The sequence below is a fragment of the Algoriphagus chordae genome, from assembly GCF_003254055.1.
Taxonomy (GTDB): Bacteria; Bacteroidota; Bacteroidia; order Cytophagales; family Cyclobacteriaceae; genus Algoriphagus; species Algoriphagus chordae.
Window position 1 is genome coordinate 16,756 of record NZ_QKZT01000011.1, and the last position, 26,680, is coordinate 43,435.

Below are 26,680 nucleotides of genomic sequence, written 5' to 3' on the forward strand. Positions count from 1 at the left end.
AATTCATGCATTGGTTGTTTTAACCCCAAATCGTTTAATTATCCTGCTAGTATCATTCAGGATTTTCAAAGGCATTTGATTGTCCTTGCTAGACAGACCTGCATTTTCGAATACGATGCCTTTAGGTTAATGTTTAGTAGAGTCGAAATACGGAATACTTCTTAATCAAACCCCTCTAGGACTATTTGCATCAAATCGATTTTTTAAAATGACTGTCCACTATTTTGCAGGTATAAATAAATTTATCTAGTCATTAAAAATGTATGAATAAATTTGGAAGAATAAGAGCGTTTTCTCGATTGATTCCAATTTGAATTTTGGGGTGTCTTTAATATTACCAACGAAAATTTGTCTAATCCATTGAATTGTATATCTTTATGATGGTGATTAAACAACTTTTCATAGATATTTGATTTTTATAGACATGGTTTTGAAAAAAAACTATTTTTCTAACTCAAGCTGTTTTCAAAAAACCTGGATTTCGATTCAGGTTTTTTTTTGAGAATTTTTTAGTGAACTTTCGGTCTAAGAATCATTAACCATCCAATGACCCGAACAAAGGTTTGCCTTGTCTTTTTCACTCTGTTTTTCACTCAATATGCATTTGGGCAAAATCCAAATTTTCAATACGATTCCAGTTATGTAGAGACTACTCATGAGCTGTTCGTATCCCGACTTTTTTTTTCTAAGAAATACACTCAGATAACCTCGAAATCATTGGGTGGAAGGGAGAAATACACCTTAGTTCCAAATACAGGGTTGAAAATGGGGTTGGGGTTTAATTATCAGCGATTAACCGTGAATGTGTCATTTCCAGTTAGATTTCTTTATCCGGATAAAGAGGATGATTGGCCAGGCAATTTGGATTTGCAGTCACATATCTATGCACCGAAAGTTACTATAGATTTTTTCGGACAATTTTACAACGGCTACAAAATTATGGCAGAGGATCGAAAGTATTCGGATGAAGATTATCTCCGAAAAGATGTGCGCCAAATTTCTTTGGGACTGAATTTCAATTACCTATTTTTCGGAGATAAGCTTTCTATGGCCGCTGCGCACAATCAATCATCCATCCAAAAGAAATCAGCCTATTCGCCTTTCATCGGTTTTGAAGCCTATGGAGGAAATATGCGAGGTGATTCACTCTTATTGCCTTCAAACCCTATAACTGATGCTATCAATTTTGATAAGGCAAGTTATTTTATGGTAGGACCTAATGCAGGTATGGCAGGCACCTTGGTTTTTTGGAAAGGTTTCTTTGTAACTGGGGCGGCTTCTGTTAATTTGAGTGGAGGCTATACTAAATGGCGAAATGTAGAAGAATTTAAGAAGTGGGGAGTATCCCCAACCTACTATTTAAGAGGTTTTCTAGGTTATAATGGAGCCAGATTTTCCATCAATACCAGCTATGTTTACAAAAATCTCAATTTGATAAAAGGCGGGCCTTATGACCAGGCAGTTAATACTGGGAATTACAGGATTAATTTAGTGTATAAAATTTTCCCCGGGAAAAAATTTAAAAATGGCTTTAATAAGGTAAATCCAATAAGGATTGCCATAAAGGATTAATCGAGGCAGTGTTGACTCGGTATATATAAGATTTTGATTAAGAAGTATAAAAACCCAAAAACTATGGCAGATCAATTCGGAATTCAAGAATCATTAAAGAGACTCGGTATTACCTCTGAGAATTTAGGTGTCTCGACTGGATCGAAGTGGATTAAATCTGAAGAGTCCCTGATTGCTTCCTTCTCTCCAGTAGATGGCAAAGAAATAGCAAAGGTTCAGTTGGCCAACATAGAGTCCTTTGAGCAGGTGATGGTGCAGGCTCAAAAAGCGTTTTTAGAGTGGCGTAAAGTTCCTGCTCCGCAGCGGGGAGAAGTAGTAAGGGAAATTGGAAATGCGCTTCGTGATGCTAAAGAGGATCTGGGAAAGCTAGTTTCTTTCGAAATGGGCAAATCTTATCAGGAAGGTCTAGGAGAGGTGCAGGAGATGATCGATATCTGTGACTTTGCCGTAGGCCTTTCACGACAGCTATATGGACTGACCATGCATTCTGAGCGTCCTGGCCATAGGATGTATGAGCAGTGGCATGCTATTGGGATCGTGGGGATTATTTCTGCTTTCAATTTTCCAGTTGCCGTATGGTCATGGAATGCTGCACTCGCTTGGGTTTGTGGTGATGTTTGTGTGTGGAAGCCAAGTGAAAAGGCGCCACTTTCTGGCATTGCCTGTCAAGTTATAGCCGCTAAAGTTTTTGAAAAACATGGCTTTCCAGAAGGGATTTCATCCTTGGTGATTGGAGATTATAAAATAGGAGAACTGATGTCAAATGATGCTAGAATCCCATTGGTATCTGCTACTGGTTCTACCCGTATGGGCAAACTAGTAAGTGAGGCAGTTGGTCGAAGATTAGGTCGTTCCTTGTTGGAATTGGGTGGTAACAATGCCATCATCATCACCGAAAATGCAGACATGGACATGGCAATCAGAGGAGCACTCTTTGGAGCAGTAGGGACGGCAGGACAGCGATGCACGAGTACCCGTAGATTGATTATTCATGAAAGCGTATATGAAGAGGTGAAGTCAAGATTGGCCTCTGCTTATTCCAAGCTAGTAATTGGGAATCCATTGGATGAAAAAAATCATGTAGGGCCGGTTATTGACCAAAACTCCGTGGCGATGTATCTAGCAGCAATAGAAAAGGTGCAGGCCGAAGGAGGGAAGGTAGTGGTAGAGGGCGGTGTATTGAATGGTGAAGGATATGAATCTGGATGCTACGTGAAGCCAGCGATCTATGAAGCTGAGAATCACTTTGAGATTGTGCAGCATGAGACCTTCGCGCCAATTCTATATTTGATTAAATACAAAACCTTGGAAGAAGCTGTAGAGCTACAGAATGGTGTTCCGCAGGGCTTATCGTCTGCGATTATGACTACAAATATGAGAGAAGCCGAAGCTTTTCTTTCGGTAGCTGGATCCGATTGTGGAATAGCCAATGTGAATATCGGGACTTCAGGAGCTGAAATCGGAGGAGCTTTCGGTGGTGAAAAAGAAACTGGTGGAGGCCGAGAGTCCGGATCTGACGCATGGAAAGCTTATATGCGTCGTCAGACAAATACAATCAATTACTCCTCTACTTTGCCGCTGGCGCAGGGGATTAAATTTGATATTTAGAATCCTATTTTGAGCTAAGTGCTCAGCCAGTTATTGAGCTTAGCATTTAGCTCTTTCCCTGATATGTTTTTTACTTGGTATCGTCCTAAGTGATATGGTGAGGAATCTCTGGAAACTGGCTCTTCTTGGGTGGTAAAGCCAGCTGATAATTGATGTTCCTGCATAACTTCAATCGTCTCTTCATTGCAACTTCCATGAGGATAAGCAATAGCATTGATTGTTTGAAGCTTGTTTTGCTCAAAGTACTGCTGATTGGCAACAACTTCATTAAATTGATCTTCTTTGCTGAGTCCTACTAATGCAGGATGAGTATGTGTGTGGAGTCCGAGTGAAAAAAGTGGATGCTCAGAAAGAGCTTTGAGCTGTACTTTGCTCATTAACGTATTTTCATGCGTTGGGAAATAAGGATTATTTGCCCATTTTTTTATCTCCTCAAGGTATTGGCAGGCTTCATTATAGGATAATGATTTAAGTTTTTCGCTCAATGTTAAATACAACATACAGCGTTTATTGGGAGGGACTTGATTCCATTTCCAATTCCTATGTGCTTGCTGCATCTCATAAGTAAGTACTTCATCTCCAGAGACATCAAAGCTCCCAGAGCTATCCCCAAAATCAATACTTAATTTACTAGGTAAAAATGGGGCGTGTAAAGTGAGATTTTCTAATTCATCCCACCAAAAAGATTGTTGCTTTGAGATGAAGTGTGTGGGGATGAAGAATGTGGCAGGGCAAGCATATTTCTCCAAGATAGGCTTGGCCAACTCGTAATTGTCTGCATAGCCATCGTCAAAAGTGATATAAACACTGTTTTTATTTATTTTTTTTGAAGCTACCTGCGCTAATAGACTGCTAATAGGTAGCACGGAGAAGTTGTTTTTGAGAGCTTTTATCTGAGATTCAAAATTTTCAAGACTCACTGTTAATTCCCATGGATCCGCTCTCAATTCAGCAATCCGGTGGTACATCAGCACTACACTTTTTGGGTTTTTGATTAGAAAGGATTTTAGTCTGCTCTTGAGCATTTGTTTTTAGGGATACTTTGTGTCACTTCTGGGCGCAGGCCGTGATGATTAATTGGTAGTGTTCATCGTTAATGTCTAGCGTTTCTTGTTTTACCTCAGGTAGTCCTAAGCCGTACAAAAAAGAAGAGGCTAGGAGTACGTTGCCATGGCTATTCACTTCTAGGCTATCTGTGGTGAAGAGATCACCTGTCATTTTCTTAATGGAAGCTTGCGTGAAGGACCAAAGCCAGTTATCCCCCCATTGATCATGTGAGATTTGAGAGATGCCAGGAACTGTAATCAGTAAGAATCCTCCTTTTTTTAAAATACGGTGGCAAGTTTTAATGGCCGAATCACAGTCATAAATATACTGTAGTGTCTGTGTCAAGATAATGCAATCGAAAGATGCGTCGGTTAGCTGTGGTGCATGGGTTAAATCACCAACTATGGTTGCTTTTTCATTTCCCTCTTCGATATGAAGTACATCGCTCTTGGATACATTTTCTCCTCCAAAACGAATCGTGTAATCATTGTCTCCTATTTCCAGTACATGGCCCCTTATTTTGGAAGCGTGTTTTTCAAGGAAATTTTCTATGTAATATCTGTCTATTGGCCCGCCACGATCATATCCGAATTGTTTACTTATTGGTTCTGTTTGCCCAAGAATACTAGAATTAGGTGTCCTATTGAAACTGAAAGGAGTTTTCATGGAAATTAGAGTATGCAATTTCTGGTTAAGCCTCTTCAATTTGTAATTTAGGCTGCTTCCGTTTTTAGCGATGTAAAGTGGTTGAATGGTTAACTTATCGAACAAGGATCGATTGTGTTTCTTCAAAAGTCTTAAATCCTCCTTTGGTAGTGAGTCATTTCCTTGATAAAGTTTTTCTATAAGACTATCGTAGATTTTCTGGGAATAGAAGTTTTGCCAATTTTCCATTCCTTTTTGAAAGGAATCTTTTTCCTCAAGACTGGCTAAATTCTTTTTTTGAGAAGTTAATACTCCTAATACCGAACTCAGCATTTTTCCGTATTCGGCTGAGGCATTGCTTTGGTGGAGTCTATATACAGCTAGAAGATTAGTGTGGTGATGAACAGGATATTGCCTTGCTATTCGTAAATAGAGCTCATAATCCTCACAAAGGGTCAAAGAAGTGTTGAAGTTGAATGTGTCGAAAACCCATCTTCTGTACATTACTGTTGCATGCATTCCTATGTAGTTTTTTTCTAGAAGTTTGATGTAGTGCTGATTCTTCACGACTTCCTGCATAGGCCAGGATTTATCATCTGGTTCGTAATAAAGTTCATGCCCACCTGAAGAAAAAGCAGCACCTGTATTTAACTTTAAATAATTGTAATTGATTTGAAGTGCATCCTGGAGCAACCAATCATCTGCATCCAAAAAGACAAGTAGGGATCCATTAGAATTCTTGATACCAGTATTCCTAGCAGAGGATAGTCCTGCGTTTTCCTGGAAGACATAGCGTGTGTTTTTATATCTCTGGCAAACTAATTTGGTATCATCTGTAGAACCATCGTCAACAACTATTATTTCATGATGTGCATAGCTTTGCGATAGCACACTTTCAATGGCTTTCGCTAGAAACTTCCCATGGTTGTAGCAAGTGATTATTACCGAAATTAATGCTATTGGTTCAGCTTCTGATTTAGCCATTAGATTGGGATGATAGCGTTGACTTGTTTTTATGCTTTTGGAAAAACCGAATTCCAGATAATAATCCCTTTATTTCACTCCATACAGTACGGTACCTCAAGTTATAATGTGGAAAGCCCATTCTTATCAAGAAGAGGTAGTATTTCGACATTTCAAAGTAGAGATAGTTGTCATAACCTATTTTTGGCAGTTGATTATGTTGGATCAAAACTGAGGCAGCATGACCGCGCATATAGTTGTAGAGTTGTTTTTGCAATTGGTTTATCTCTTGTCGATGTTCATGAAAGACTATCGCGCGAGGATTGTATTGCATTTTCATTCCCTTGGCGAGTATTCTAAACCATATTTCCGAATCACCACTGCATCCAGCAGCTCCAACATCTAGTCTGTCGTCAAAGTAATTTACACTTTCAATCGCAGACTTTCTAAATGCCATATTTGCGCCGGCTCCAATTTCCCACACCCTTGGTATAGAATCAGATTTATAAATAAAATCTGAGTTATAGCAAACGTCTTGATAGCCTCTGTTAAATCCCCAGAATTTTTCAAAAATAAACTGGCTTTCTGTCTCAATTTGAGAGGCCAGTACTAGGCCAGTCATGGCATCAATTTCGGGATTTGAAAATGTCTCCCATACCCGATAAGACCATAAAGGATCTACACTCACATCATCATCTGTGTAGGCGATTAAATTTGAATGTGCCAGTTTAGCTCCTGTATTTCGGGCTATATCTAATCCAGGTCTTTCTTCCTTGTAGTAGGTGACATGAGGGAATAGATTAGTTACTTCTTGGGTGCTGCTGTCTTCAGGGGCATTATCAATTACTATTATTTCATTGGGCGGGTATTGTAGACTAGAGATGCTTTTTAGGCAAGTTTTCAAATTCTCGCTACGGTTACGAGTACAGATCACCACGGAGAGATCTAAGAACAGGGGCGATTTAGTAGCTTGGTATTTATCGAAAAATGGATCCAAAATGGATGAAAGCTCTAGGAAATCTTTGCCTTCAATGATAGGTTTTAATCTATAAATATGCTCTTGATTTGGGATATAGTAGGTTAAAGAAGGTAGGATGGCTTCAAGGATTTTTTCGCCTAATTGTTCTGGTTTTTGGTGTTCATCCCAGTAAAGGTGTCCAAGAGGAATTTTTTTCCACCAGAATACATAATAGAAGTTCTCTCCTTCATTTGGAGCCTCTTTTAAGAATTCTTCCCGACTATCTAAAAGAATGTGTTTTATTCGATATGGTGAAAAAATAGCCATTAATGGGATTTAGGAAAGTAGGATCTAACTAGTTTGCGATAAGGTTCTGACCAGATATAGAAAAGTAGTTGAGAGGTTCTCAAGGTTACGTATCGGTCAATATGAATACTTAGGACAGTTTTAATCTGGCTATAGGCAATGGTGTTATTTTTATTAGTAAACCAGTTCGTGAAAGTTTCATTAAGTACCCAATAAGAGTAATTACGTTTGGCTATCCGTGACATTCTTCGCTGTTTCTCCTTCGGAAGATAGGTGTTTATTTTATCGATTACTCTTACAATATCTTTTACATTTTGTCCGGTTTGATAGCTTTGCCAGGTAATTGAATTTGTATGTTCTCTATACTCTGCTAAATATTCTGGAACGTATGCGAAGGAATATTCTTTAGCTATTCTCGCCCACATTTCCCAGTCCTCGCCATAGGTTACCAGACAAAAAGACCCAAGCTTTTCATAAACTTCTCGCTTTACAGAAATTGCGACGTATTGTAGTCGAGGGTATTCAGCTAATTTCTCCAACCAATTATCTAAAACGCAACTAACCTCAGATTCTAACCTTGATTTGTGAGAAAGTTCTCCTGTAGCCTTGATATGATCCCATGGACTAAAAGCTGCGCCAACCTCGGGAAAGTCTTTAAAGGCTTTGGTGATACTTGAGTAGTAGCCGTTTTTCACTCTGTCATCTCCATGTAATAGATGAATGTATTGACCGAGTGCTCTATTGATGCAAGTTTCAAAATTTCTAAGGCTACCGACGTTTGCTTGTTGGCGATAATATTTTACTCGGCCTTTGCCTAACTCTAACACTAATGCCGCGATATCTGCATCAGTACTGCAGTCATCAACTACTTCAATCTGCATTAGCTCTTCACCCATGTCCTGTTGGAGTACACTTTTGATTGTTTCAATTAGGTAGTTGGAGCAATTGTATGCAGGAATCATGACAGACCATAGTGGGCGTGATACATCCTGGGGGATCGCTGGGATTTTTGGAGGATGGAGGGGGATTCTTGTCTTTGAATTTGCCTGAGACATAGCTATTTCAATAGATTGTTTTCACCAACCGGATTTAAAAGTAAGGGGAAATTCGGCCTCACATATCCCCACCATTTGTCATACCAGTTTGAGTTTTCCCGATAGTCTGCGATATCGAACATAAGACAATTGTCAAATGAAAAAAGCTCTATGGAAGTGTCTTTTGAAAAATGAAGCGTAAAATAGAAGGAGCCATCATTTAGGAAATTTCCAGGGATGGTGCATTCACCTTCGACAAACCCTCTATTGTAAATGGTTGGTTTGGAAGGTACGTCAAAAATGCAATCTCCCATACTTGTAAATAGTAAAAGATCGGTGGAGAGGCAGATATTGTCATTAGCGTTATAAAATCGAAATTTGATCGTGAGTGGTGTGCGAATGTCAATAACATCATAAGGATTGGCTAAATGTGGGATCAGTTCGATGTAGGTGACACGGATGTTTTCATTTCCTGGGGCTAACTTAATATCTGTTACTTCATGCTTCCATTTTTTAGAAAAAGTTGCATTTAAATAACTATTTATGACTGTTTTTGATGGACCACTTTCCCGCATGCTTCCCTTGTCTAGCCAGATTGCATTGCTGCACAAATTGCTTACTGCTTGAAGATTATGACTTACAAAAATGATTGTCCTGCCTTTTTGAGTAGATGCATCATTCATTTTACCAAGACATTTTTTTTGAAATTCCGCATCGCCCACAGCAAGTACCTCGTCGATTATTAGGATGTCTGGTTCCAAATGTGCCGCTACCGCAAATGCCAGCCGGACATACATTCCAGATGAGTAGCGTTTGACAGGAGTGTCAAGAAAGTTTTCAACTCCTGAGAATTCAACAATTTCATCAAATTTTTGTTGGATTTCGGCCTTTTTCATCCCCAAAATGTGTCCACTGATGAAAATGTTTTCGCGGCCAGTAAGCTCGGAATGAAATCCTGTACCCACTTCGAGCAAGCTGCTGATTCGTCCTCTGCCTTTAATACTGCCAGAGGTTGGCTTAATTATTCGAGATAGAATTTTCAGGAATGTAGATTTGCCAGCTCCATTTGAGCCAACTATGCCCCAAGTTTCTCCTTCTTTAATTTCTAAATTAATATCTTTTAATGCCCATATTTGGTCTTTACTGTCAGTTTTACCGAGGGGATTGTCGATGTCGGTTTTGTCATTATTTAGAAAACTAGACGACCACCAATTCTGCATATCGCGACGGAGCGATCCGGAACCTATGGTTCCTAGCATGTAGCGCTTTGAGATGTTATCTGCTTTGATGACTAGTTTTGACATGATAGCTTATAATACGTCCATTAGGCGGTCACTCATCTTATTGAACAAAAGTGTTCCAAGAAGAACAATGATTATCATGAATCCTCCACTATACAGGAGTTCAGGAACCTCCACTGTACCAGATCCGAGAAATGAATATCTAAAGAGTTCAAATTGAGAAGATAGGGGGTTAATTTTTACTACCCATTGAATGTTTTCGGGTACCATAGCTACAGAGTAAAAAATTGGGCAAACAAACATTAGTAGCCTGATAAGCATATGTAATAATGGTAAGAGATCGCGGTATTTAGCGGTTAATACAGAGAAAATAAGTCCACCGCCAAAGGCAATTCCTGCCGTAACGACTATTGCTGGAAAAATCAGAAAAATACGAGCAAAATTGAAGTCAACGATTCCTGTTGCTGCAAAATAGGAGTAGGCACAACAAAGCAATAATAATTGAATTCCGAAAAGAATGATTTGAAGGCTTAATGAGGATATCGCTACTATTACTCTTGGAAAATATACTTTACTGAATATTTCTATATTCTGCGAAAAGGTTTTTGACAGCTGGAGAAAGGTTTCAGAAAATAATCCCCACAAGGTGATTCCAATCAAATTGAATAAAAACGGGGGTGTGGAGCCCGTAGAAATTCCAATAAATTTATTGAATACCAAAACATAAATGAGTACAGTCAATAGAGGCTGGAGCAGAACCCAAAATGGTCCTAACAAGGTTTGCTGGTAAGAACCAAGAAAATCTTTACGGACTAATTGTATTATTAAATCTTTATATTGAAATAGCTCCTTGAGACTAGTACTAAACCAAGGTGTTTCTGGCCTTATTTCCCAATCCCAAAGTTCCTTGGATGCATGTCCTTTCATAGTTTGGAATTGGTTTTACGTTTTCAGCGAAATAGTTGATTTGACCTGATAGATTCTCTTGTGAATAGACTTATACCTTAAAAGGTACATTAAATAGAAGCGTATTATCCATGCTATGGTATTTATGCTCTTATCCATCTGCCAAGCTCCCTTAATTTGCCTAAAAGCAGCGGCTTTGTTATTTGACAAGAAACTGCCTGCTAGCTTTATGTTAAATTTGGCATGGTAGGCTAAAGATTGTCTCTTGGTTTGAGCTTTGAGTTCATTGGGTAAATGAATTTGAATATTGTCAATTACCTTCATGATGTCACTGACGTTTCTTCCTTCTAAAAAGCTGTGATGACTTATCCCTTGCCCGTGCCCCACACGATATTTTGCTAGGGTTTTTGGAGAATATGCAATGGGAAAATTAGCAGCAATTCTTGTCCACATTTCCCAATCTTCACCATAATGGACTCCATAGAAACCACCTAGCCTTTCGTAGGTCGATCTTTTTACAACCATGGCAGGCGGTTGGATAAGCTGATGTTTTGCTATTATTCTTAAAAAATCGGGCAAGACTCCTGATTCATTAAATAGATTAGGGGCTGAAATAGTCAAATCTTTGCTCTGGTGATCAATGTAGAGGAAATTAGTAAAGGCTGCGCCTACTTGAGGGTATAAGTTGAAGAGTTCATCGATTTCCTTATAGAATCCATTTTCTACGCGGTCATCCGCGTGTAGTAAATGGATATAATGGCCAGAAGAGCGATTGATACAGGTTTCAAAGTTTCGTAAACTCCCAACATTTTCATGTTGCTTGTAGTATTTTACTCTACCCTTACTTACTTGATATACTAATTCTCTGACATTTCCATCAGTACTATTGTCATCTACCACTTCGATTTCCATAAGGCTTTCGCCTAAATCTTGAGAAAGTACGCTTTCAATGGTTTCTCTTAGATATGCAATGGAGTTGTATACAGGGATCATCACTGACCAAATTGGTCTCTTCTGGTCCTTAATCGAATGAATTAAAGGGGGTGAGCTTGGTGTACGACTTTCCATGAGGATCTAATAATTTAGATCGTCAAATATAATTAAATGTATAAGTAATAAACAAGAGATGTTGATGTGAAAAGCTTTTTATACAATATAAAAGGATTAAAAATATATTTGAAGTGATTATTGACTGTAATGGTTAGTTAAATCATATTCTATAATTCTGATTAGGGAATCAGAGTTGTTACTCATCAGATTTGGCGGAAATCGACCTTTTTTGGATAATTATTTTCTTAGACCTTCTTCACGTTTTGGTAGGTATGACCAAGGTATGACTTGTCGAGTATGGAAGCATGCAAAATGTAGAAATAGCAGGCCATAACACAAAAAAAATCCCGAGGATGTCGGGATTGAATATGGGATTTGAGTCTCAAAAGCTTTCGGGAGAACCCCGATCCTTCCGATTACATCGGAATGCTCTGAACCAATAGAGCTAAATTTTAAAATGTGGGAGTTGAGGGATTCGAACCCCCGACCCTCTGCTTGTAAGGCAGATGCTCTGAACCAACTGAGCTAAACTCCCAATAAATCTTCTTCTGAAACTCTGAACCTCCCGATAACTATCGGGATGAGCAAAACTCCCAAGAATAGAATAGTGCCCACTTTTGAGCATACATAGTAAGATGTGGGATTTGAGTCCCGAAAGCTTTCGGGAGAACCCCGATTCTTCCGATTACATCGGAATGCTCTGAACCAACAGAGCTAAACTTTAAGATGTGGGAGTTGAGGGATTCGAACCCCCGACCCTCTGCTTGTAAGGCAGATGCTCTGAACCAACTGAGCTAAACTCCCAATAAATTTTATTTTGAAACTCTGAACCTCCCGATAGCTATCGGGATGAGCTAAACTCCCATCTTTGTATTCCTTTCCGTTCGAAAGGGAATGCAAAGGTAATTAGAGATTCATTTGTGGCAAATCTTGGATTGCTTTTTTTTGATAATAAAAAATAATCGTTTGATAATGAGGAGGTAAATTATTATTTATTTAGCCTTTACTCCAAATTCAACATAAATCCAGCACGAAACCAGCGACCTGGCATCTGTACTGTACCTGCTTCCATGTAGTCGGTGTTTGTAATATTAGATGCTTCAGCAAAGAATCCCAGTTTTCCAGTACGATTGAAGTCCACTCGCATATCAAGTAGGAAGTAGGGGTCTTGGCTCATTCTCTCCAAGTATCTCATTTTCGTGTTCCATTCGAATTTTTGACCAAGTCCCAAAAGAAATCCTCCAATGACTTGATTTTTTAAAGCTGTCAGAGCATAGCGAGTTTCAATTCCTGGCTGGTCAATCAAATCGGCATTGAGGTAATTATAGGAAAGCATAAACTCCTTAATCTGGACTGTTTTGCCATTGGGACTTACTCGGTAATTTAATGAAGCTTCAATTCCGTTAAATTTCACTTCACTGAAATTCTGGGGCTGCCAAGGCGTGTCTGCGTCAGGTCTAGTCCATTCGATTAAATTATCTGTGTTTCTGTTGAAATAAACCAATTCAGCGAAAAAGCCAGATTTCGACCATTTAGCTCCTATTTCGAAATTTTGCGCTTGTTCTGGCTCTAGTTGATCATTGCCGATATTTGTTGGGCCTTGATAGTAAAGGTCGTTATAAGTTGGGATTCTAAAACTTACGCCGTAGCCAGAGTAAAATCGTAGTTCTTTCGTGGCTTGGAACCCTAGTTCAGCTCCAGGGAAATGCTTCCAGCCATATCCTGTGTAATAATTAGAATACAACCCTGCGCGTAAATCTACTTTTGTTCCAAAATTAACCATCTGTTCCAAAAATACGCCAGCGATGGTGCGTTCTCTGTCGCCAAGATTTGTGCTTTCGATGGATTCTTTTCTTGTCTCAACACCAAAACCGGTTGTGCCAAGTTTAGTCTCAAAATTCCCGTTTGCTTCAATGGCGTAAACATCTGTCGTGTGAAAGTTTTGGTAGAAGGACGGTTCATTTCTCTTGAGTACATATTCATCAGCATTTCTACGGAAATAGCCTCTGGTGTTTAGGTAAAACTTTTCTAGCGTCAATGTATGGCTTATAGAGGCAAGAGTAGTCTGAACGCTTTCCCATTGATCTGGAAAGGAGCTGGAGTAAAAACCATTGGCACCAAAATCACGATCAGTATAGGCTATCATGCCTTTCAACTCATTTTGTTCATTGAGATCAATGCCTCCTTCATAAAAGATATTACTGACTTGGTAATCAGAATTGTACCAGTGCCCATCTGAATCATCGTATGAGATAGCCAAGTTTTGCTTGTAATTCCCTAGAGGAAGCGAACCTGCAAAATTTATCCCTTTCATCCCGAAGTCTCCTGCATAGCCCTGCAGTCTGGCGTATCTTTTATCGCTCAGTTCGGTAATCACATTGATTGCACCTGCATAAGCATTCTGCCCAAAAACTCTTGATGCAGGGCCCTTAAGGACTTCGATTCGATCTATATTGACTAGTGGTACTGGGATATTCATCATATGATGTCCTGTCTGAGGATCGCTGAGCTTGATGCCATTCAGAAGCATTAGTGTCTGCTCAAAGGATCCTCCACGAATACTCACATCGGCTTGGACACCAGTCACTCCTCTTTGGCGAATATCTAAACCAGGTACGAATGATAGCACTTCTGGGAGGCTTCTGGCTGGGGATGTCTCTATTTGAAGTTTACTTACCAGAGAGATGTTTCTGCTTTGCTTAGAAAAGGGGAGCTGGATTCTGTTTTCATGAATCAAAACTTCACCTAAGTCCTGGGTAGTCGTGTCAGATTGGGCATATAGACCTGTAGAAAATGCCAAAGAAGACAGCAGTAGTACTAGTTTTTGCATGGGTTGATCGTGAATAGTATCCCAAAAGTGAAAGGAAAATATCCTTTTTCCAATAATGAGATATTTCTAAAAATTCGTTAAAGGAATGACTCTCGTGTAAATATCACAGCTGTTTAAAATTTCAATTCTTACTTTTGCGGCTAAATCAATAAATAGTATGCGCAGGAAAATTATAGTTAAGCTGCTTTTTGCAGGAGCGATGCTCGCAGGAATCAGCAATTCTTTTGCTCAAGAAGTAAAGGAGAATAATCAAGAACAATTTGGTGAATTTATCAACCGAAAGGGGACATACACTCGATCTGCTTCTGGCAAGCCTAATGTAGGTTACTGGCAGAACAAGGCTGATTACCAAATCGCAGTGACCTTGGATGATCAGGCACACACGCTTACTGGTAATATTACACTTACTTACACCAATAATAGCCCTGAGAATCTTGATTTCATCTGGATGCAGATGGAGCAAAACAGATTTACGGAAGATTCTCGCGGTACCTTGACTACTCCAATTCAAGGGAACCGATACAACGGTGATACCGACGGTGGATTTGATGTGACTAACCTTCAGGCCAAAGTTGGTTCTAAGGGATCCGTCTCTACGAAGCACATCGATTCTGATACTAGAATGCAAGTGTGGTTCAATGAACCTATCCCGGCGAAAGGTGGAACAGCAACCGTTTCTATGGATTTCTCTTTCAAAGTTCCGGTAGAAGGAATGGACCGAATGGGAAGACTTGAAGTAGAAGATGGTTGGATTTATGCTTTTGCTCAGTGGTATCCTAAAGTAGCCGTATTTGATGACGTAGAAGGTTGGAATGTGGAGCCTTACTTGGGAGCTGGAGAGTTTTACCTAGAGTATGGTGATTTCGATTACAAAGTTACCGTGCCTTATGACCACATCGTAGTAGGTTCTGGTGAGTTGTTGAATCCTAAAGAGGTATTGAGTAAAGAACTTCAGAATCGTTACGCTAAAGCAAAAGACAGTGATACTACAGTAATGTTGATCACTGCTGATGAGATTGGAAACACTGAATTGACAAGACCTAAGCAAGACGGAACTGTCACTTGGCATTTTGCTATTGAAAATAGCCGTGATGTAGCTTTTGCTACTTCTAAGGCATTTATCTGGGATGCTGCCAAAATCAACTTGCCTAGCGGAAAGAAAATATTGGCTCAGTCTGCATATCCAAAAGAATCCGATGGACAAGAGGCTTGGTCTAGATCCACGGAATATAGCAAAGCATCTATCGAGCATTATTCTGACAGATGGTTTGAATTCCCTTATGCGACAGCTACCAATGTGGCAGCAGACATAGGAGGGATGGAGTATCCAGGATTAAATTTCTGTAGCTACAATTCAAAAGGACGTGGACTTTGGGGAGTAACTGATCATGAGTTTGGTCACAACTGGTTCCCAATGATTGTAGGTTCAAATGAGCGTCGCTACCCTTGGATGGATGAAGGATTTAATACTTTTATCAACCATTACAGCACCCTAGCATTCAATGATGGGGAGTATCCTTCAAATTTGAATCAAACTCGTAGATCTATTAATTTCTTCACTAGCGAGACTAGAGAAGGAATCGATACTTATCCAGATGTAGTAAATGTAAGCAATCTGGGCATGCTTGCTTACAACAAACCTGCTATGGGTCTTTTGATGTTGAGAGAGTACATCCTCGGTCACGAGCGCTTTGACAATGCTTTCAAGTCCTATATCAAGACTTGGGCATACAAGCATCCACAACCAACTGATTTCTTCAATCATATGGAGAATGTAGCTGGTGAGAACCTTTCTTGGTTCTGGCAAGGATGGTTCTATGGAACTGGCAATATTGATTTAGGTATAAGTGCTGTGATCCCTTATGCAGGCAACTATGTCTTTGTTTTAGAAAATAAAGGAGACATGCCAATGCCAGTATTGATGGAAATCACTTTTGAAGATGGCTCAACTGAGAGAAAAATGCTTCCGGTTGAAATCTGGCAACGAGGTGACACTTGGAATTACCTGCTGAAAACTGACAAAAAAGTGAAAGGAGTAGTAGTCGATCCTGATAAGCTTATTCCAGATGTGAATCTTGGAAATGATAGCTGGCCACAGAACGTTTACGAATAATAAGAAATGGCAAGAGCCCGGATCTAAGGTCCGGGCTTTTACATTTTTAATAGAGTACAAAGTCTAGGCATCTAGATGAAGATGACACTGTGTACGATTTTTCTATCGAGGAAAAAGGCTAAATGTTTTTAAGAAAGGATATTTTTTGGCTCTCTTGCCATCACTAGTAGAGATCTACTAGACAAGATCTTGGACCCAAAGTTTGGGTTTATCAAGCCCTGTAATGCTTTAATATTTAAGTGAGTGAAAATCACCTATTCATAATAAAAAATGGGCTCCCATCTGTGTAGATGAAAGCCCATTGAATTGAAAATTAGATTTGATTATTTAATCCACCAGGTCATTTCATGAATGTTATCATTGCCGGCGCCGAATTGCTTGGTAATGGCAGAGGTTACGTTTTCTGCATTGTAATTATATTCAGACTGAGGATAAATCCATCTGTAAGGAATCTCGACACCCTCAGGTCTTCTGAAAGATGGAAATCCAGTACGGTGATGATCATAGAAGGATGTCCATTGTAGTTGAAAGAAGGACTGCAGATATTTTTGCATGATGATCAGCTCAATTTTATCGGTGTCGCTCGTGACTTTTGAAAAGTCATTCATTGGCTCATTGAGGTACATTATTGCCGCTTCAGAATCTACGTAGCTGCTATATTCTTCAGAATACATTTCGTAAAACTTGAAAGAGGCCTTTACACCTTCCTCATAAAGCATTTCAGCATCTGCATTGATCCAGCCTCGTACCGCAGCCTCTGCTAATATTAATTGTTGCTCGGAATAGCCTAAGAGCTTATATGGTTCATTTATCGGATCTCTATGGTACCGGTCGTTCACTTTTGACACCTTGCCTAGGGTAGCTTTTTCATTGACCTCAGCATATGGTGCTGCAGGATCACCGCCTTCATATGCCGAGAAATCGTCGATTGCTTTGCCTGCTTCTTTGGCAGATTTGGTCTGAGTACAGTAAATGAAGAGTCTTGGGTCTTTTCTTACTTGAAGTCTCTGTATAAAGGTGGAATCGATATACATTCCAGAGCTGAATCCACTACTGTTGAAATCTGGGTATCGATTGTTTTGCTGATCTAAGAATACCAATTGACCGCTTTCTTCTTCACTTTCCATCAAGGGACTATTGGTGAAAATAGTATTGAATTCGCTGAAGTCTATTTCTCCAGATGCCGATTTTGGAGAAAGTGTCATAAGAACCTTCAAGCGGAATGCGTTGATCAATTTTCTCCACGAGAGCACATTGCCAGCATAGATGATATCTCCGGCTATGATGGTGTTCTGCTCAGAAAGAATCTTGTCTGCCTCTTCCAATTCTAGCAATATGCCTTTGAAAACGACTTCTTGGTCATCGTATACAGGTGCATACTCTTCTTCTATCTCACCCTTTAGCGCTGCTGTGTATGGGACATCTCCGAAGTTTAGGGTCAAGTTGAAGAAATAGTAACTTCTGAAGAATTTGCCCAAAGCTATGTAAGCAGGGTCTTCTATACGCTCAGCTTCTTGGATCATTTTGGTCACATTTCTTAAAACAGAATAAGGACCAAAACTTCCTCTATCCCATTTGTAGTACTGATTAGTGTTTTCCCCATCAGTTTGTACGAGCATCTTTTGTGCATAGAGTGGAGAAGTGCCCCCATTGGCTCTGAAGACTGACCATTCCACATTGGTCAGTAGAAGTTGAGGGTGAGTTTCAGTCGGAAGGTTTGGATTGATGTTCATTTCCTCCAGGTCCGCGCAGGAAGTAAACACCAAAGAAAGAAACAGGATTGTTAATATATTTTTCATTTTATTCAATGTTTGTCTGACTGTAAATCAATTAAAATACGGCTTTCAAAGTCATGCCCAGGTAGCGTGAGGATGGATCCTGAAGATTGTTGTCATTGCCAAAGTCAGGATCTAGGTAAGGCAGTTTCTTTAGTACAAATAGATTGTAGCCATATAGGGACAAATCAAGATTTTTGATCTTTTTGGACTTCATGATGTTCATCAAGTCATAAGTCACTGATAGTCTCCTTAGTTTCAGATAAGAGCCGTCAAACACGTTCGCAAAAGTCTCGCTTTCATCTTCAGTCACCTGAGCTCTATATGGGTAGGTCTGGGACCAGGTCTGCCAGCTTACTGCTGTAGTATTTGGTGCATATTCTCTACTATCTGAAAGTACGTTCCCATCTACATCTCTGACTAGCTCACCTCCAGTGATCACGACACCTTCTGGCACATATACTGGTTGTCCAGCGGCATATTCCTCATCTCTGTATTGTGTAGAGTTGGGGTGTTTGCCGCCCCACCACATTTTCTCTATGGTCAATGATCTGATCAATCCGCCCCAAGCGCCATCTACATCCATTGCTATCCTGAATTTGTGGATGTTGAATTGGTTTTGAATACCAAATCTCCAAGAAGGATCTAGGTGACCGATTTTAGTAGGGAATGGATCTCGAGTAGGAAGTCCTGTATTAGCATCCAGGATGACTTGTCCATCAGCACTTTTTTGCCAAACGGTTGCATAGTAGCTATCAGCTCTGTCACCTATTTTTAAGTTTCCGAAATTGTCATCATCACTATAAATCCCAGTGATTTTTCGCTCAAACTTTGTCCAGTTAGCTCCGATATTCCAAGAGAAATTCTCTTTTTGAATCGCAGCATAATTCAACATTAACTCAAAGCCATTGGTAGTGTATTCGTTACCATTCACTTTTCTGGAAGTATAGCCAGAGGCTTCGGAGATGCTCAGATCGATAATCTGATTTTCATCCAGAATTCTATAATATGTACCCTCTAAGGTTAATCTTTTCTTAGCAAAGGAGGTAGATAGACCAGCTTCGAAAGTGCTTGACTTTTGAGGCATGATTTCAGGATTGACCAAACTTGAAGAGTAAGTCACTGATGGAATTGATCCATAGGTCACTCCCTTATTGTAGGTTGAGTAGATACTGTAGGGACTTAAATCACTAGAAACTTCCGACCATGAGCCGTAGACTTTAATGAAATCAATCGCTTTTGGCAAGTTGATAAACTCTGAAATAATCGCGCTGACCGATGCTGATGGGTAGAAATAAGAATTATTGATTTTTGGTAAGGTCGAGGACCAGTCATTTCTAGCTGTTACATTTAGGAAGATTGATTGCCAAAGATCTACTCCCACAGAACCATAGACAGATCGGATTTCTTTCTCTTCCAAATAATTGGAAGCTTGTACTGGGCCTTGCGTATTGTTTAAGCTATATACATAAGGAACGATCAATCCATCAGAGGAGGAATAGGCCTGCTTGTAGTTTCTGTAAAAACTCGATGCGCCTGCATTGACAGTTAGACCAATTTTTTCATTGAAATCCTTGTTGTAAGCCGCCAAGAAGTCAGTGTCTAAATTTAACTGATCGTCATTCCATAATTTGTAGTCACCATTTCTTGAGTCACCATAATTCATGTATGACTTTGGACTTTGCATATCCTCAAAAAGTGTTTTCTGTCTAGCAGAAATTCTGCCTTGGACGTACAAGTCAGGCGTGATTTGATATTTCAGCTTCAGCTTGCCATCCATGACATTGCGGTTGTGAACTTGGTTAAGTTCATTTGCTGCGAAATAGACATTGTTGTACCAGGCATAGTTAAAGTTCGCTTGTCTATAGCCTTCCAATCCAGGTACGTACATGTGGTCTCTAAGGTCAGCCCCATTCACATCATCACCCATCCAAACTAGAATGGTGTACATATGGTTTTTTGGGCCGTAACCATAGCGAGGGTAGTTTGGTGAATACACTTTATTATAACTCATAGTTGCATCCAACTGTAGTTTTTCGCTCAGTTTGAATGATGAGTTGAAATTGAATCCTCCAGTATTTACAGAGGTGTTAGGTACTTGGCCTTGCTGGTAGGCATAGTTAGCAGAGAACATCAGCTGAGCTTTTTCGCCTTGATATGCAATAGAAACATCATTTTTTGTGACTACTCCTGTCCTTAGGAAATCATTCAGGTTATCATGGCGTTTCCATTCGGTAGGTACGCGTTCATAGGTGGATTTGTCGTCATAGACTGTTCCTGTGACACTTCCGTACCATTCTACAAGCTCACCGGTATTTTTATTTCTGATTGGGCTATTCCATTGTGGGACAAGAACCCCTGGTTCAAATTTTGGCCCCCAGATCATGTCTCCATCCGAGATACCACCATCTGCACCATCCCAGAATTCATATTTCCCATTCGAGCCATTACCATAGCTTGTCTGCGTTTCTGGAAAGACAGTAAATCCTGCGGTCACCATATTATTGGTGGTGGCAGTGACAGTTAGCCCATCCTTTTTGGCATTCTTTCTCGTGATTAAGATTGCGCCATTTTTTCCTCTAGCTCCATAAAGTGCCGATGCTGAACCGCCCTTAAGGACGTTGATACTTTCTATGTTTTCTGGAGAAATGTCAAAAAAATCAGTTTCTACAGGGACACCATCCAGTACAATTAGAGGTGTTTTGCCTCTCAAAACAAATGAAGGAGACTGGAACATTCCCGTCGGATTGGTAACTGTCAGTCCTGCTATCTGACCAGAAAGCGCATTCCCCAGATTCAAGGTGGAGGCTTCTGCCAGAACATCCATTGGTACTTCTTGGGTAGCATATCCCAATTTCTTCTTTTGTTGCTTGATACCTATCGCTGTTACGACTACCTCATCCAGGGCCTTACTGTCTTCGGCCAGTGTGATATTGATGATACTTCGTCCGTTGATAGCTTCTTCTTGAGATTCAAATCCTATAAAACTATAGACCAAAATGGCGCTTTCATCTGCCATAATATTGTAGTTGCCTTCAAAATCGGCAACGGTGCCTTTATTGGTACCTTTCACCAATACTGTGACGCCTGGGAGTCCTTCTCCGGTGTTGTCTGATACTTTTCCTTTGATCTGAACTTGCGCCAACAAAACTGTTGGTAGGAGCATCATCAACAAAGTAATACCTGTAAAAGTCTTCTTCATTTTCTAGTTTTGTAATTTTGATAATGATTATAATTGTTTGATTGTCAGTCTATAGAGAATCTATTTGCTCGTCGTCGACATCAAGACACAAAAGTATCCAAGTAGGGAAATGGAGGATGAAAAATGAGGTTTTCAATTTGTTATATTAAAAACCCGAATAATAAAAAAGAGATAATATTGAGACCTAGCCTAATATTATATTTTAGGTTGTTGTAGTGAGCTGAAATCAGGGTCTATTAAGTAATTGCGATGTTTTTTACTTTAAAAAGTATGAATTTTCAGAAAAGCATGTGATGTTTTACTACATGGTTCAACTGATGCAATTGATGGTTCTTAACAAGTTCTTAAAATAGGGCGGGAATTATCGTGAGCTTTGAGTGCTCTATTCTATCTCGCTGGTTATTGATTACTAAATATTAATGCAGTTAAACAGAAAAAGCTCAGTTCTGAAACTGAGCTTTTTCTGTTTTATAAAATAGGAGAATCAATAATCATCATTGATCTCCAGCCACATTCCGTCAGGATCCTGAATGTAGATTTGACGAATACCATCTACTCTGACGGTTACTTTGCCTTTTTCTCCAAGCCAGCTTTCGAAGGGATAATCTGTGTTTTCCAATGTTTTGATGAAAGCATCCATGTCCTTCATGCTAAAGCAAAGGTGATTCACTTTTGAGATCTGTGTAGGGACATTTGCAGCCTCGATGATATGAAGTGCAGCTCCACCTCCGATGTCATACCAAGCGTGTAAACCGTCTTTGAATGGCTCTTCGATTTCTTCTAAGCCTACTATTTTCTGATAAAATTCCTTGCTAGGCTCTAGGGAGCTTACATGGACAGCGATGTGGTTAACTTTGATTTGGGCATAAGAACTCATAGTGATTCCTAACAATAAGAAGGTGAATAAGGCTTTCATAGGCTTTTGGGGTCGGTTAAATTATTTAGACTGCCTAATGTTAGCGTATTTGGTAATGGATTGAAAATAAATTTTGATAATAAACAAGAAAGCACCCGCCTAGGCGAGTGCTTTCTTGTTTATGCCTTAAGGAAATGTGCTTATTCTTCCTCCTCTACGCCATCATTATGAAGATCAGTAGCTACAGCTAATTTCTCAGCTTCATCAAATAATTTGATGGCTTGTAGATATATCTCATTGATGTCATTGACCACTTTGTAGAAGGTGCTGTCATCATAGATCTGCCTTCCCATGTGTGCTTTTACTAAGATTTTGAGGTAATCCTTAGATTTATTGAAATCAGCAGCGTCAAACTCGACCTTGTTTTTCTTGCCGTATTCTATCAATTCACTCAACATAGCGTCACTCACAGCATAGTCTGTGTAGTATTTCTCCTCACTCATTTTCTCAAATTCGGACTTATGTTCATTATAATAATCAAGGACAAATTCTCTTGCCGAATCAGAGTTGAATAACTTACTCACATAAGCGGAAGCCATTGCTGTATCCAATGGAACGAAGTAATCTGGCATGATACCACCACCACCGTAAACAGTTCGGCCCTTCACAGTTTCATACTTCAAGCTGTCATTGAAGGTGATACTGTCTGCAGAGAAAAACTCACCATGCTTATAGCGATTCATGTAGTCTTGTACATAATCTTCATAATTAGCACCATAAGGTTTTTGAATAGATCTACCAGATGGGGTGTAATACCTCGCTATCGTCAATCTCAACTCTGCTCCATCGGTTAGATCAATTGGCATTTGTACTAAACCTTTTCCAAAGGATCTTCTTCCTACGATCAAACCTCTATCGTTATCTTGAACTGCACCAGCGAGAATCTCAGAAGCCGAAGCTGAACCTTCATTGACCAACACGATTACCGGACCTTGTTCAAACATCCCTGGTTTGAAAGCGTATGCTTTCTGGTTGTATTGCTCTACTTTTCCTTCTTGGGATACAATCAATGCTTTGTTTCCAAGAAGCTCATCGGCCATATTGATAGCCGCTCCCATGTATCCGCCAGGATTACCTTGAAGGTCAATAACCAATTTTTTCATTCCCTTACTCTGCAGATCTGCGATCGATTCTTTGAACTCGTCGTAAGTGGTCGCTGCAAATCGGGTCACTTTGATATATCCGATTTCATTGTTGACCATATAGGAAGCGATGATGCTGTATTGAGGGATCTTATCACGAGTTATCTTGTATTCGATAAGCTCTTTCTCGTTTTTACGCTTCATGTCCACAACTACAACGGAGCCTTTTGGGCCACGTAGTTTTTCGAAAACATCTCTATTCGTGACTCCTACACCTGCCATAGTTTCTCCATCTACTCGGATGATTTGATCTCCTGATTGGATTCCAAGTGCTTCTGAAGGTCCACCTGTCAAAGGTGCTACTACATAGATTGTATCCCGGATGATTCCGAATTCCACTCCGATGCCGTCAAATTCTCCGTCAAGCTGGGATTGCACAATTGATGCATCCTTTGCTGGGATATAGCTAGAGTGGGGGTCTAGGTGCTCAAGCATTTTTGTGATGCCATATTCCACCAGTTCGTTGGTGTTGACACTGTCGACATAGTCTCGATTGACATAGGTCATTATCTCCTGCAGCTTGTAAAGTGCTGCTCTAAGGTCATTTTGACTTCCTTTTGGCTCAGCAAAAGTTGCTCCTATCCAGATACCTGCAGATATGGCTAAGGCCAATATGATAGGTAGTCTGATATGGGATTTGGTGTTTTTTGTCTCGCTCACGACTTTCTCTTTCAGTTGGTTATTGTCTTTATTGTTACTGTAAATTACCCAATTTCACCCTCTTTTTGGGTACACATTTGATAAAGCTAACAAATGTTTATACGAGGGCTGTGTATAATGGCTCAATTTATTCCCCTTTTTTCTCTTAAAAAAAATTATTTTTGCAAGATGCGATCCGTTGATGATTTTGAAAAGGCAATGCTGGGAGATTTAGTTTCTGAAAACTATGTCTTTGCTTCTGTGTTGCATTATTTTGGAATCAGCTTTTATCAATACCCTACGGAATCGCTGGAAACGGTGTGTAAAAAGCATAAAGTACACGCAAGTCAGTTGATTACAGAACTGGAATCATGGGCAGAACGGAAGGATCCTTCCACGGAAGAATTGTACCTCAATCCGATTGAAGTTTTAGTGGCTTATTTAAAAAAGAAGCACTACTATTTTGTACGACAGGAGTTGCCATTTCTATCCAATATCATCTCAGGGATAGATCCAGAGCCTAAATTTGCATCTTTGATGGCAGATCTCCGGATTATGTTTCCGCTCTTTGTGGAGGATTTTATCCATCATATTCATGAAGAGGAAAGTAGGCTCTTCAAGAGAATTGAATTGCTTCAGGATATTGAGGAAAATAGATTTTCTTTGGTAGATGCCATTACAATTTTACAAAGAGATCCCATACACCTGCTCGCAGATCAGCACGAGATTCATGATGATGAAATGGAGGGAATCAGAAAGTTGACGTCAGATTATTCCTTGGATGAGGATGCTCCGCTGACGATGAAAGTATTATATCACGAATTGCAGAACTTCGAGCAGGAACTTAGAATTCATGCAAAAATCGAAGATGAACTTCTTTTTCCCAAGGCTGTTGAGCTGGAAAGAGAGGCTTTGCGTCTGTTCAAGAAAAAAACCAGAAAAAACTGATGCCCAGAATTCTCGCGATTGACCTGGGAACCAAAAGAACCGGCCTAGCTGTTACCGATCCATTGAAAATGTTGGCCAATCCATTGGAAACCGTCGAGACCAGCACAGTGCTTGATTATCTGAAAAGCTACTGTGAAAAAGAAGAAGTGGATACACTTGTTCTAGGTTATCCGACTCGATTGAATGGTCAGGATAATGAGATGACGCCAAAAGTAATTACTATGAAGGACAGGCTTTCGAAAGCTTTTCCTGATAAAAAAATAGAACTCGTCGATGAGCGGTTCACTTCTAAGATGGCCATGCAAAGCATGATTTCCATGGGAAGTAAAAAGAAAGACAGAAAAGAAAAAGCTGGAAACCTAGATAAGGTGAGTGCGGCAATTATTCTACAATCGTATTTAGAGAGACAATGATTTACCCTATAGTGGCCTACGGTAGCCCGATTTTGAAGAGAGAAGCCGAGGAGATTACCGAAGGCACAGCACTCGATGAGCTGATCAAGAATATGTTTGATACCATGGACAATGCCAATGGCGTAGGCCTAGCAGCTCCACAAATCAACCAAGGACTTAGCCTTTTTGTCATTGATAGCAACCTAATGCTAGATGAGGAAGATGAAGAAGTTGGTATTCGACGTGTATTTATCAATCCTATTATTTTGGATGAATATGGTGATGATTACAGCTTTGAAGAAGGTTGCTTGAGTATTCCTGAAATCCGTGCAGAGATCACCCGTCCTGACACTTTGACGATAGAGTATTACGATGAGAACTGGAACCTGAAGGAGGAGGAATTCTCTGGAATGACCGCTCGTGTGATTCAGCATGAGTATGATCACTTGGAAGGGATTTTATTTGTAGACTATTTGAAAGGTCTCAAAAAGCGACTTGTAAAGTCCAAGCTAGTCGATGTCAGTAAGGGTAAAATTTCTACGGATTACCGAATGATCTATCCCCTGAAATGATCAAATCCCCACAACTTTCTATAGCACTTGTACAAACCAATCTTTATTGGAAAGATAAAGTGGCGAATCTGGCGATGCTGGAAGAGAAAATGTGGGAGATAGACAATAAGGTGGATCTGATCATTCTGCCAGAAATGTTCCCGACGGGATTTAGTATGGATGCAGCAGAATTGGCTGAGCCTATGAATCTCAATGTCTGCAAGTGGATGAAGCAGATGGCTGCGCAAAAGAATACCACTATTGCTGGTAGTGCGATTATCAAGGTTGATGGAAGTTATCACAATCGCTTGCTGTGGGTGAGTCCAGATGGAATGATTCAACATTATGACAAACGGCATCTTTTTCGAATGGCCGACGAGGATCGCACATTTTCCGCAGGAGAAAGCTTACCGATTTTCGAATTGCATGGCTGGAAAATCTGTCCACAAATTTGTTATGATCTGCGATTTCCCATCTGGTCTAGAAATAGAATGATCGATAGGAGCTTGGCTTATGATCTGATTTTTTATGTAGCCTCTTGGCCCGCAGCCCGAGTTTCTGCTTGGGATGCACTTTTGCCAGCTAGGGCTATAGAAAATCTCTCCTATAGTATAGGAGTAAATCGGGTAGAAGCCGATGGAAATGGAATAAAGTACAATGGACACTCTGCAGGCTATGACTTCAAAGGGAATCAGCTAGAGTTTTTGGGTGAAGGGGAGAAAATTACTGTTTTGACCTTAGATGCAAAGGCACTTGATTCCTATCGAGAGAAATTTCCGGCTTGGATGGATTCGGATAATTTTTTGATCCAATAATCCTTTTTTCAGACTCTCAGTACTTTA

19 protein-coding genes and 2 tRNA genes are annotated in these 26,680 nt (G+C 39.9%); 7 read left to right on the forward strand and 14 right to left on the reverse strand.

Annotation, left to right across the window (positions count from 1 at the left end; translation table 11 throughout):
- The first annotated feature begins 546 nt into the window (after nucleotides 1–546).
- Both LV85_RS12930 and amaB read left to right on the forward strand, forming a co-directional pair.
- Entirely contained in the window at nucleotides 547–1,572 is a 1,026-nt protein-coding gene (locus LV85_RS12930; RefSeq protein ID WP_111320079.1) for a DUF4421 domain-containing protein, read from the forward strand.
- 63 nt (nucleotides 1,573–1,635) lie between these two features.
- Entirely contained in the window at nucleotides 1,636–3,180 is a 1,545-nt protein-coding gene (amaB, locus tag LV85_RS12935) for an L-piperidine-6-carboxylate dehydrogenase (RefSeq protein WP_111320081.1), read from the forward strand.
- Between the two features lie 14 nt (nucleotides 3,181–3,194).
- On the opposite strand, the gene LV85_RS12940 is transcribed toward amaB, so the two are convergent.
- From LV85_RS12940 to LV85_RS12985, 10 genes are all read right to left on the reverse strand, one after another.
- Nucleotides 3,195–4,205 carry a polysaccharide deacetylase family protein gene (locus LV85_RS12940; RefSeq protein ID WP_111320083.1) on the reverse strand — a complete coding sequence of 337 codons (1,011 nt, stop codon included), beginning with the start codon at nucleotides 4,203–4,205 and terminating at the stop codon, nucleotides 3,195–3,197.
- A 22-nt stretch (nucleotides 4,206–4,227) separates the two neighbouring features.
- On the reverse strand, nucleotides 4,228–5,856 hold the full coding sequence (locus tag LV85_RS12945; protein WP_111320085.1) for a glycosyltransferase: 1,629 nt from the start codon (nucleotides 5,854–5,856) through the stop codon (nucleotides 4,228–4,230).
- On the reverse strand, nucleotides 5,849–7,120 hold the full coding sequence (locus tag LV85_RS12950; RefSeq protein WP_111320087.1) for a glycosyltransferase: 1,272 nt from the start codon (nucleotides 7,118–7,120) through the stop codon (nucleotides 5,849–5,851). The genes LV85_RS12945 and LV85_RS12950 overlap by 8 nt, the downstream gene beginning before the upstream one ends.
- Nucleotides 7,120–8,061 carry a glycosyltransferase family 2 protein gene (locus LV85_RS12955; protein ID WP_158531183.1) on the reverse strand — a complete coding sequence of 314 codons (942 nt, stop codon included), beginning with the start codon at nucleotides 8,059–8,061 and terminating at the stop codon, nucleotides 7,120–7,122. Before LV85_RS12955 ends, LV85_RS12950 begins: the two co-directional genes overlap by 1 nt.
- Before the next feature lie 95 nt (nucleotides 8,062–8,156).
- The gene (locus LV85_RS12960; RefSeq protein WP_111320091.1) at nucleotides 8,157–9,437 is read right to left on the reverse strand and encodes an ABC transporter ATP-binding protein; all 1,281 of its coding nucleotides are present in this window, start codon (nucleotides 9,435–9,437) and stop codon (nucleotides 8,157–8,159) included.
- 6 nt (nucleotides 9,438–9,443) lie between these two features.
- Nucleotides 9,444–10,301, reverse strand: a complete 858-nt coding sequence (locus tag LV85_RS12965) for an ABC transporter permease (RefSeq protein WP_111320093.1) — start codon at nucleotides 10,299–10,301, stop codon at nucleotides 9,444–9,446.
- 15 nt (nucleotides 10,302–10,316) lie between these two features.
- A complete protein-coding gene (locus tag LV85_RS12970; protein WP_211318412.1) occupies nucleotides 10,317–11,273 on the reverse strand; it encodes a glycosyltransferase in 957 nt (318 codons plus the stop codon).
- Nucleotides 11,274–11,790: 517 nt separating this feature from the next.
- Nucleotides 11,791–11,865, reverse strand: a tRNA-Val gene (locus tag LV85_RS12975).
- Between the two features lie 194 nt (nucleotides 11,866–12,059).
- Nucleotides 12,060–12,134: transfer RNA gene (locus LV85_RS12980), tRNA-Val, on the reverse strand.
- A 199-nt stretch (nucleotides 12,135–12,333) separates the two neighbouring features.
- Nucleotides 12,334–14,160: a TonB-dependent receptor plug domain-containing protein gene (locus tag LV85_RS12985; RefSeq protein WP_111320097.1), complete on the reverse strand. Its 1,827-nt coding sequence runs from the start codon at nucleotides 14,158–14,160 to the stop codon at nucleotides 12,334–12,336.
- 157 nt (nucleotides 14,161–14,317) lie between these two features.
- Here LV85_RS12985 and LV85_RS12990 point away from each other — a divergent pair, with 157 nt between their 5' ends.
- Nucleotides 14,318–16,273 (forward strand): M1 family metallopeptidase, encoded by a 1,956-nt coding sequence (locus tag LV85_RS12990; RefSeq protein WP_111320099.1) that lies wholly within the window; start codon nucleotides 14,318–14,320, stop codon nucleotides 16,271–16,273.
- 323 nt (nucleotides 16,274–16,596) lie between these two features.
- Here LV85_RS12990 and LV85_RS12995 read toward each other — a convergent pair whose 3' ends face one another.
- The 4 genes from LV85_RS12995 to LV85_RS13010 form a co-directional block, all read right to left on the reverse strand.
- Nucleotides 16,597–18,072: a SusD/RagB family nutrient-binding outer membrane lipoprotein gene (locus LV85_RS12995; protein WP_111320101.1), complete on the reverse strand. Its 1,476-nt coding sequence runs from the start codon at nucleotides 18,070–18,072 to the stop codon at nucleotides 16,597–16,599.
- 31 nt (nucleotides 18,073–18,103) lie between these two features.
- Entirely contained in the window at nucleotides 18,104–21,250 is a 3,147-nt protein-coding gene (locus LV85_RS13000) for a SusC/RagA family TonB-linked outer membrane protein (protein WP_111320103.1), read from the reverse strand.
- 484 nt (nucleotides 21,251–21,734) lie between these two features.
- Entirely contained in the window at nucleotides 21,735–22,166 is a 432-nt protein-coding gene (locus LV85_RS13005) for a VOC family protein (protein ID WP_245942299.1), read from the reverse strand.
- A 140-nt stretch (nucleotides 22,167–22,306) separates the two neighbouring features.
- Nucleotides 22,307–23,968, reverse strand: a complete 1,662-nt coding sequence (locus LV85_RS13010) for a S41 family peptidase (protein ID WP_111320105.1) — start codon at nucleotides 23,966–23,968, stop codon at nucleotides 22,307–22,309.
- A gap of 168 nt (nucleotides 23,969–24,136) precedes the next feature.
- Here LV85_RS13010 and LV85_RS13015 point away from each other — a divergent pair, with 168 nt between their 5' ends.
- From LV85_RS13015 to LV85_RS13030, 4 genes are read left to right on the forward strand one after another with little or no spacing between them, the layout of a single operon-like run.
- On the forward strand, nucleotides 24,137–24,895 hold the full coding sequence (locus LV85_RS13015) for a hemerythrin domain-containing protein (RefSeq protein ID WP_111320107.1): 759 nt from the start codon (nucleotides 24,137–24,139) through the stop codon (nucleotides 24,893–24,895).
- Nucleotides 24,895–25,308, forward strand: coding sequence for a Holliday junction resolvase RuvX (ruvX, locus tag LV85_RS13020; protein ID WP_111320109.1), 414 nt, complete (start codon nucleotides 24,895–24,897; stop codon nucleotides 25,306–25,308). The genes LV85_RS13015 and ruvX overlap by 1 nt, the downstream gene beginning before the upstream one ends.
- Nucleotides 25,305–25,859: a peptide deformylase gene (def, locus tag LV85_RS13025; protein ID WP_111320111.1), complete on the forward strand. Its 555-nt coding sequence runs from the start codon at nucleotides 25,305–25,307 to the stop codon at nucleotides 25,857–25,859. The genes ruvX and def overlap by 4 nt, the downstream gene beginning before the upstream one ends.
- Nucleotides 25,856–26,653, forward strand: coding sequence for an amidohydrolase (locus tag LV85_RS13030; protein WP_111320113.1), 798 nt, complete (start codon nucleotides 25,856–25,858; stop codon nucleotides 26,651–26,653). The genes def and LV85_RS13030 overlap by 4 nt, the downstream gene beginning before the upstream one ends.
- Nucleotides 26,654–26,680 lie beyond the last annotated feature (27 nt).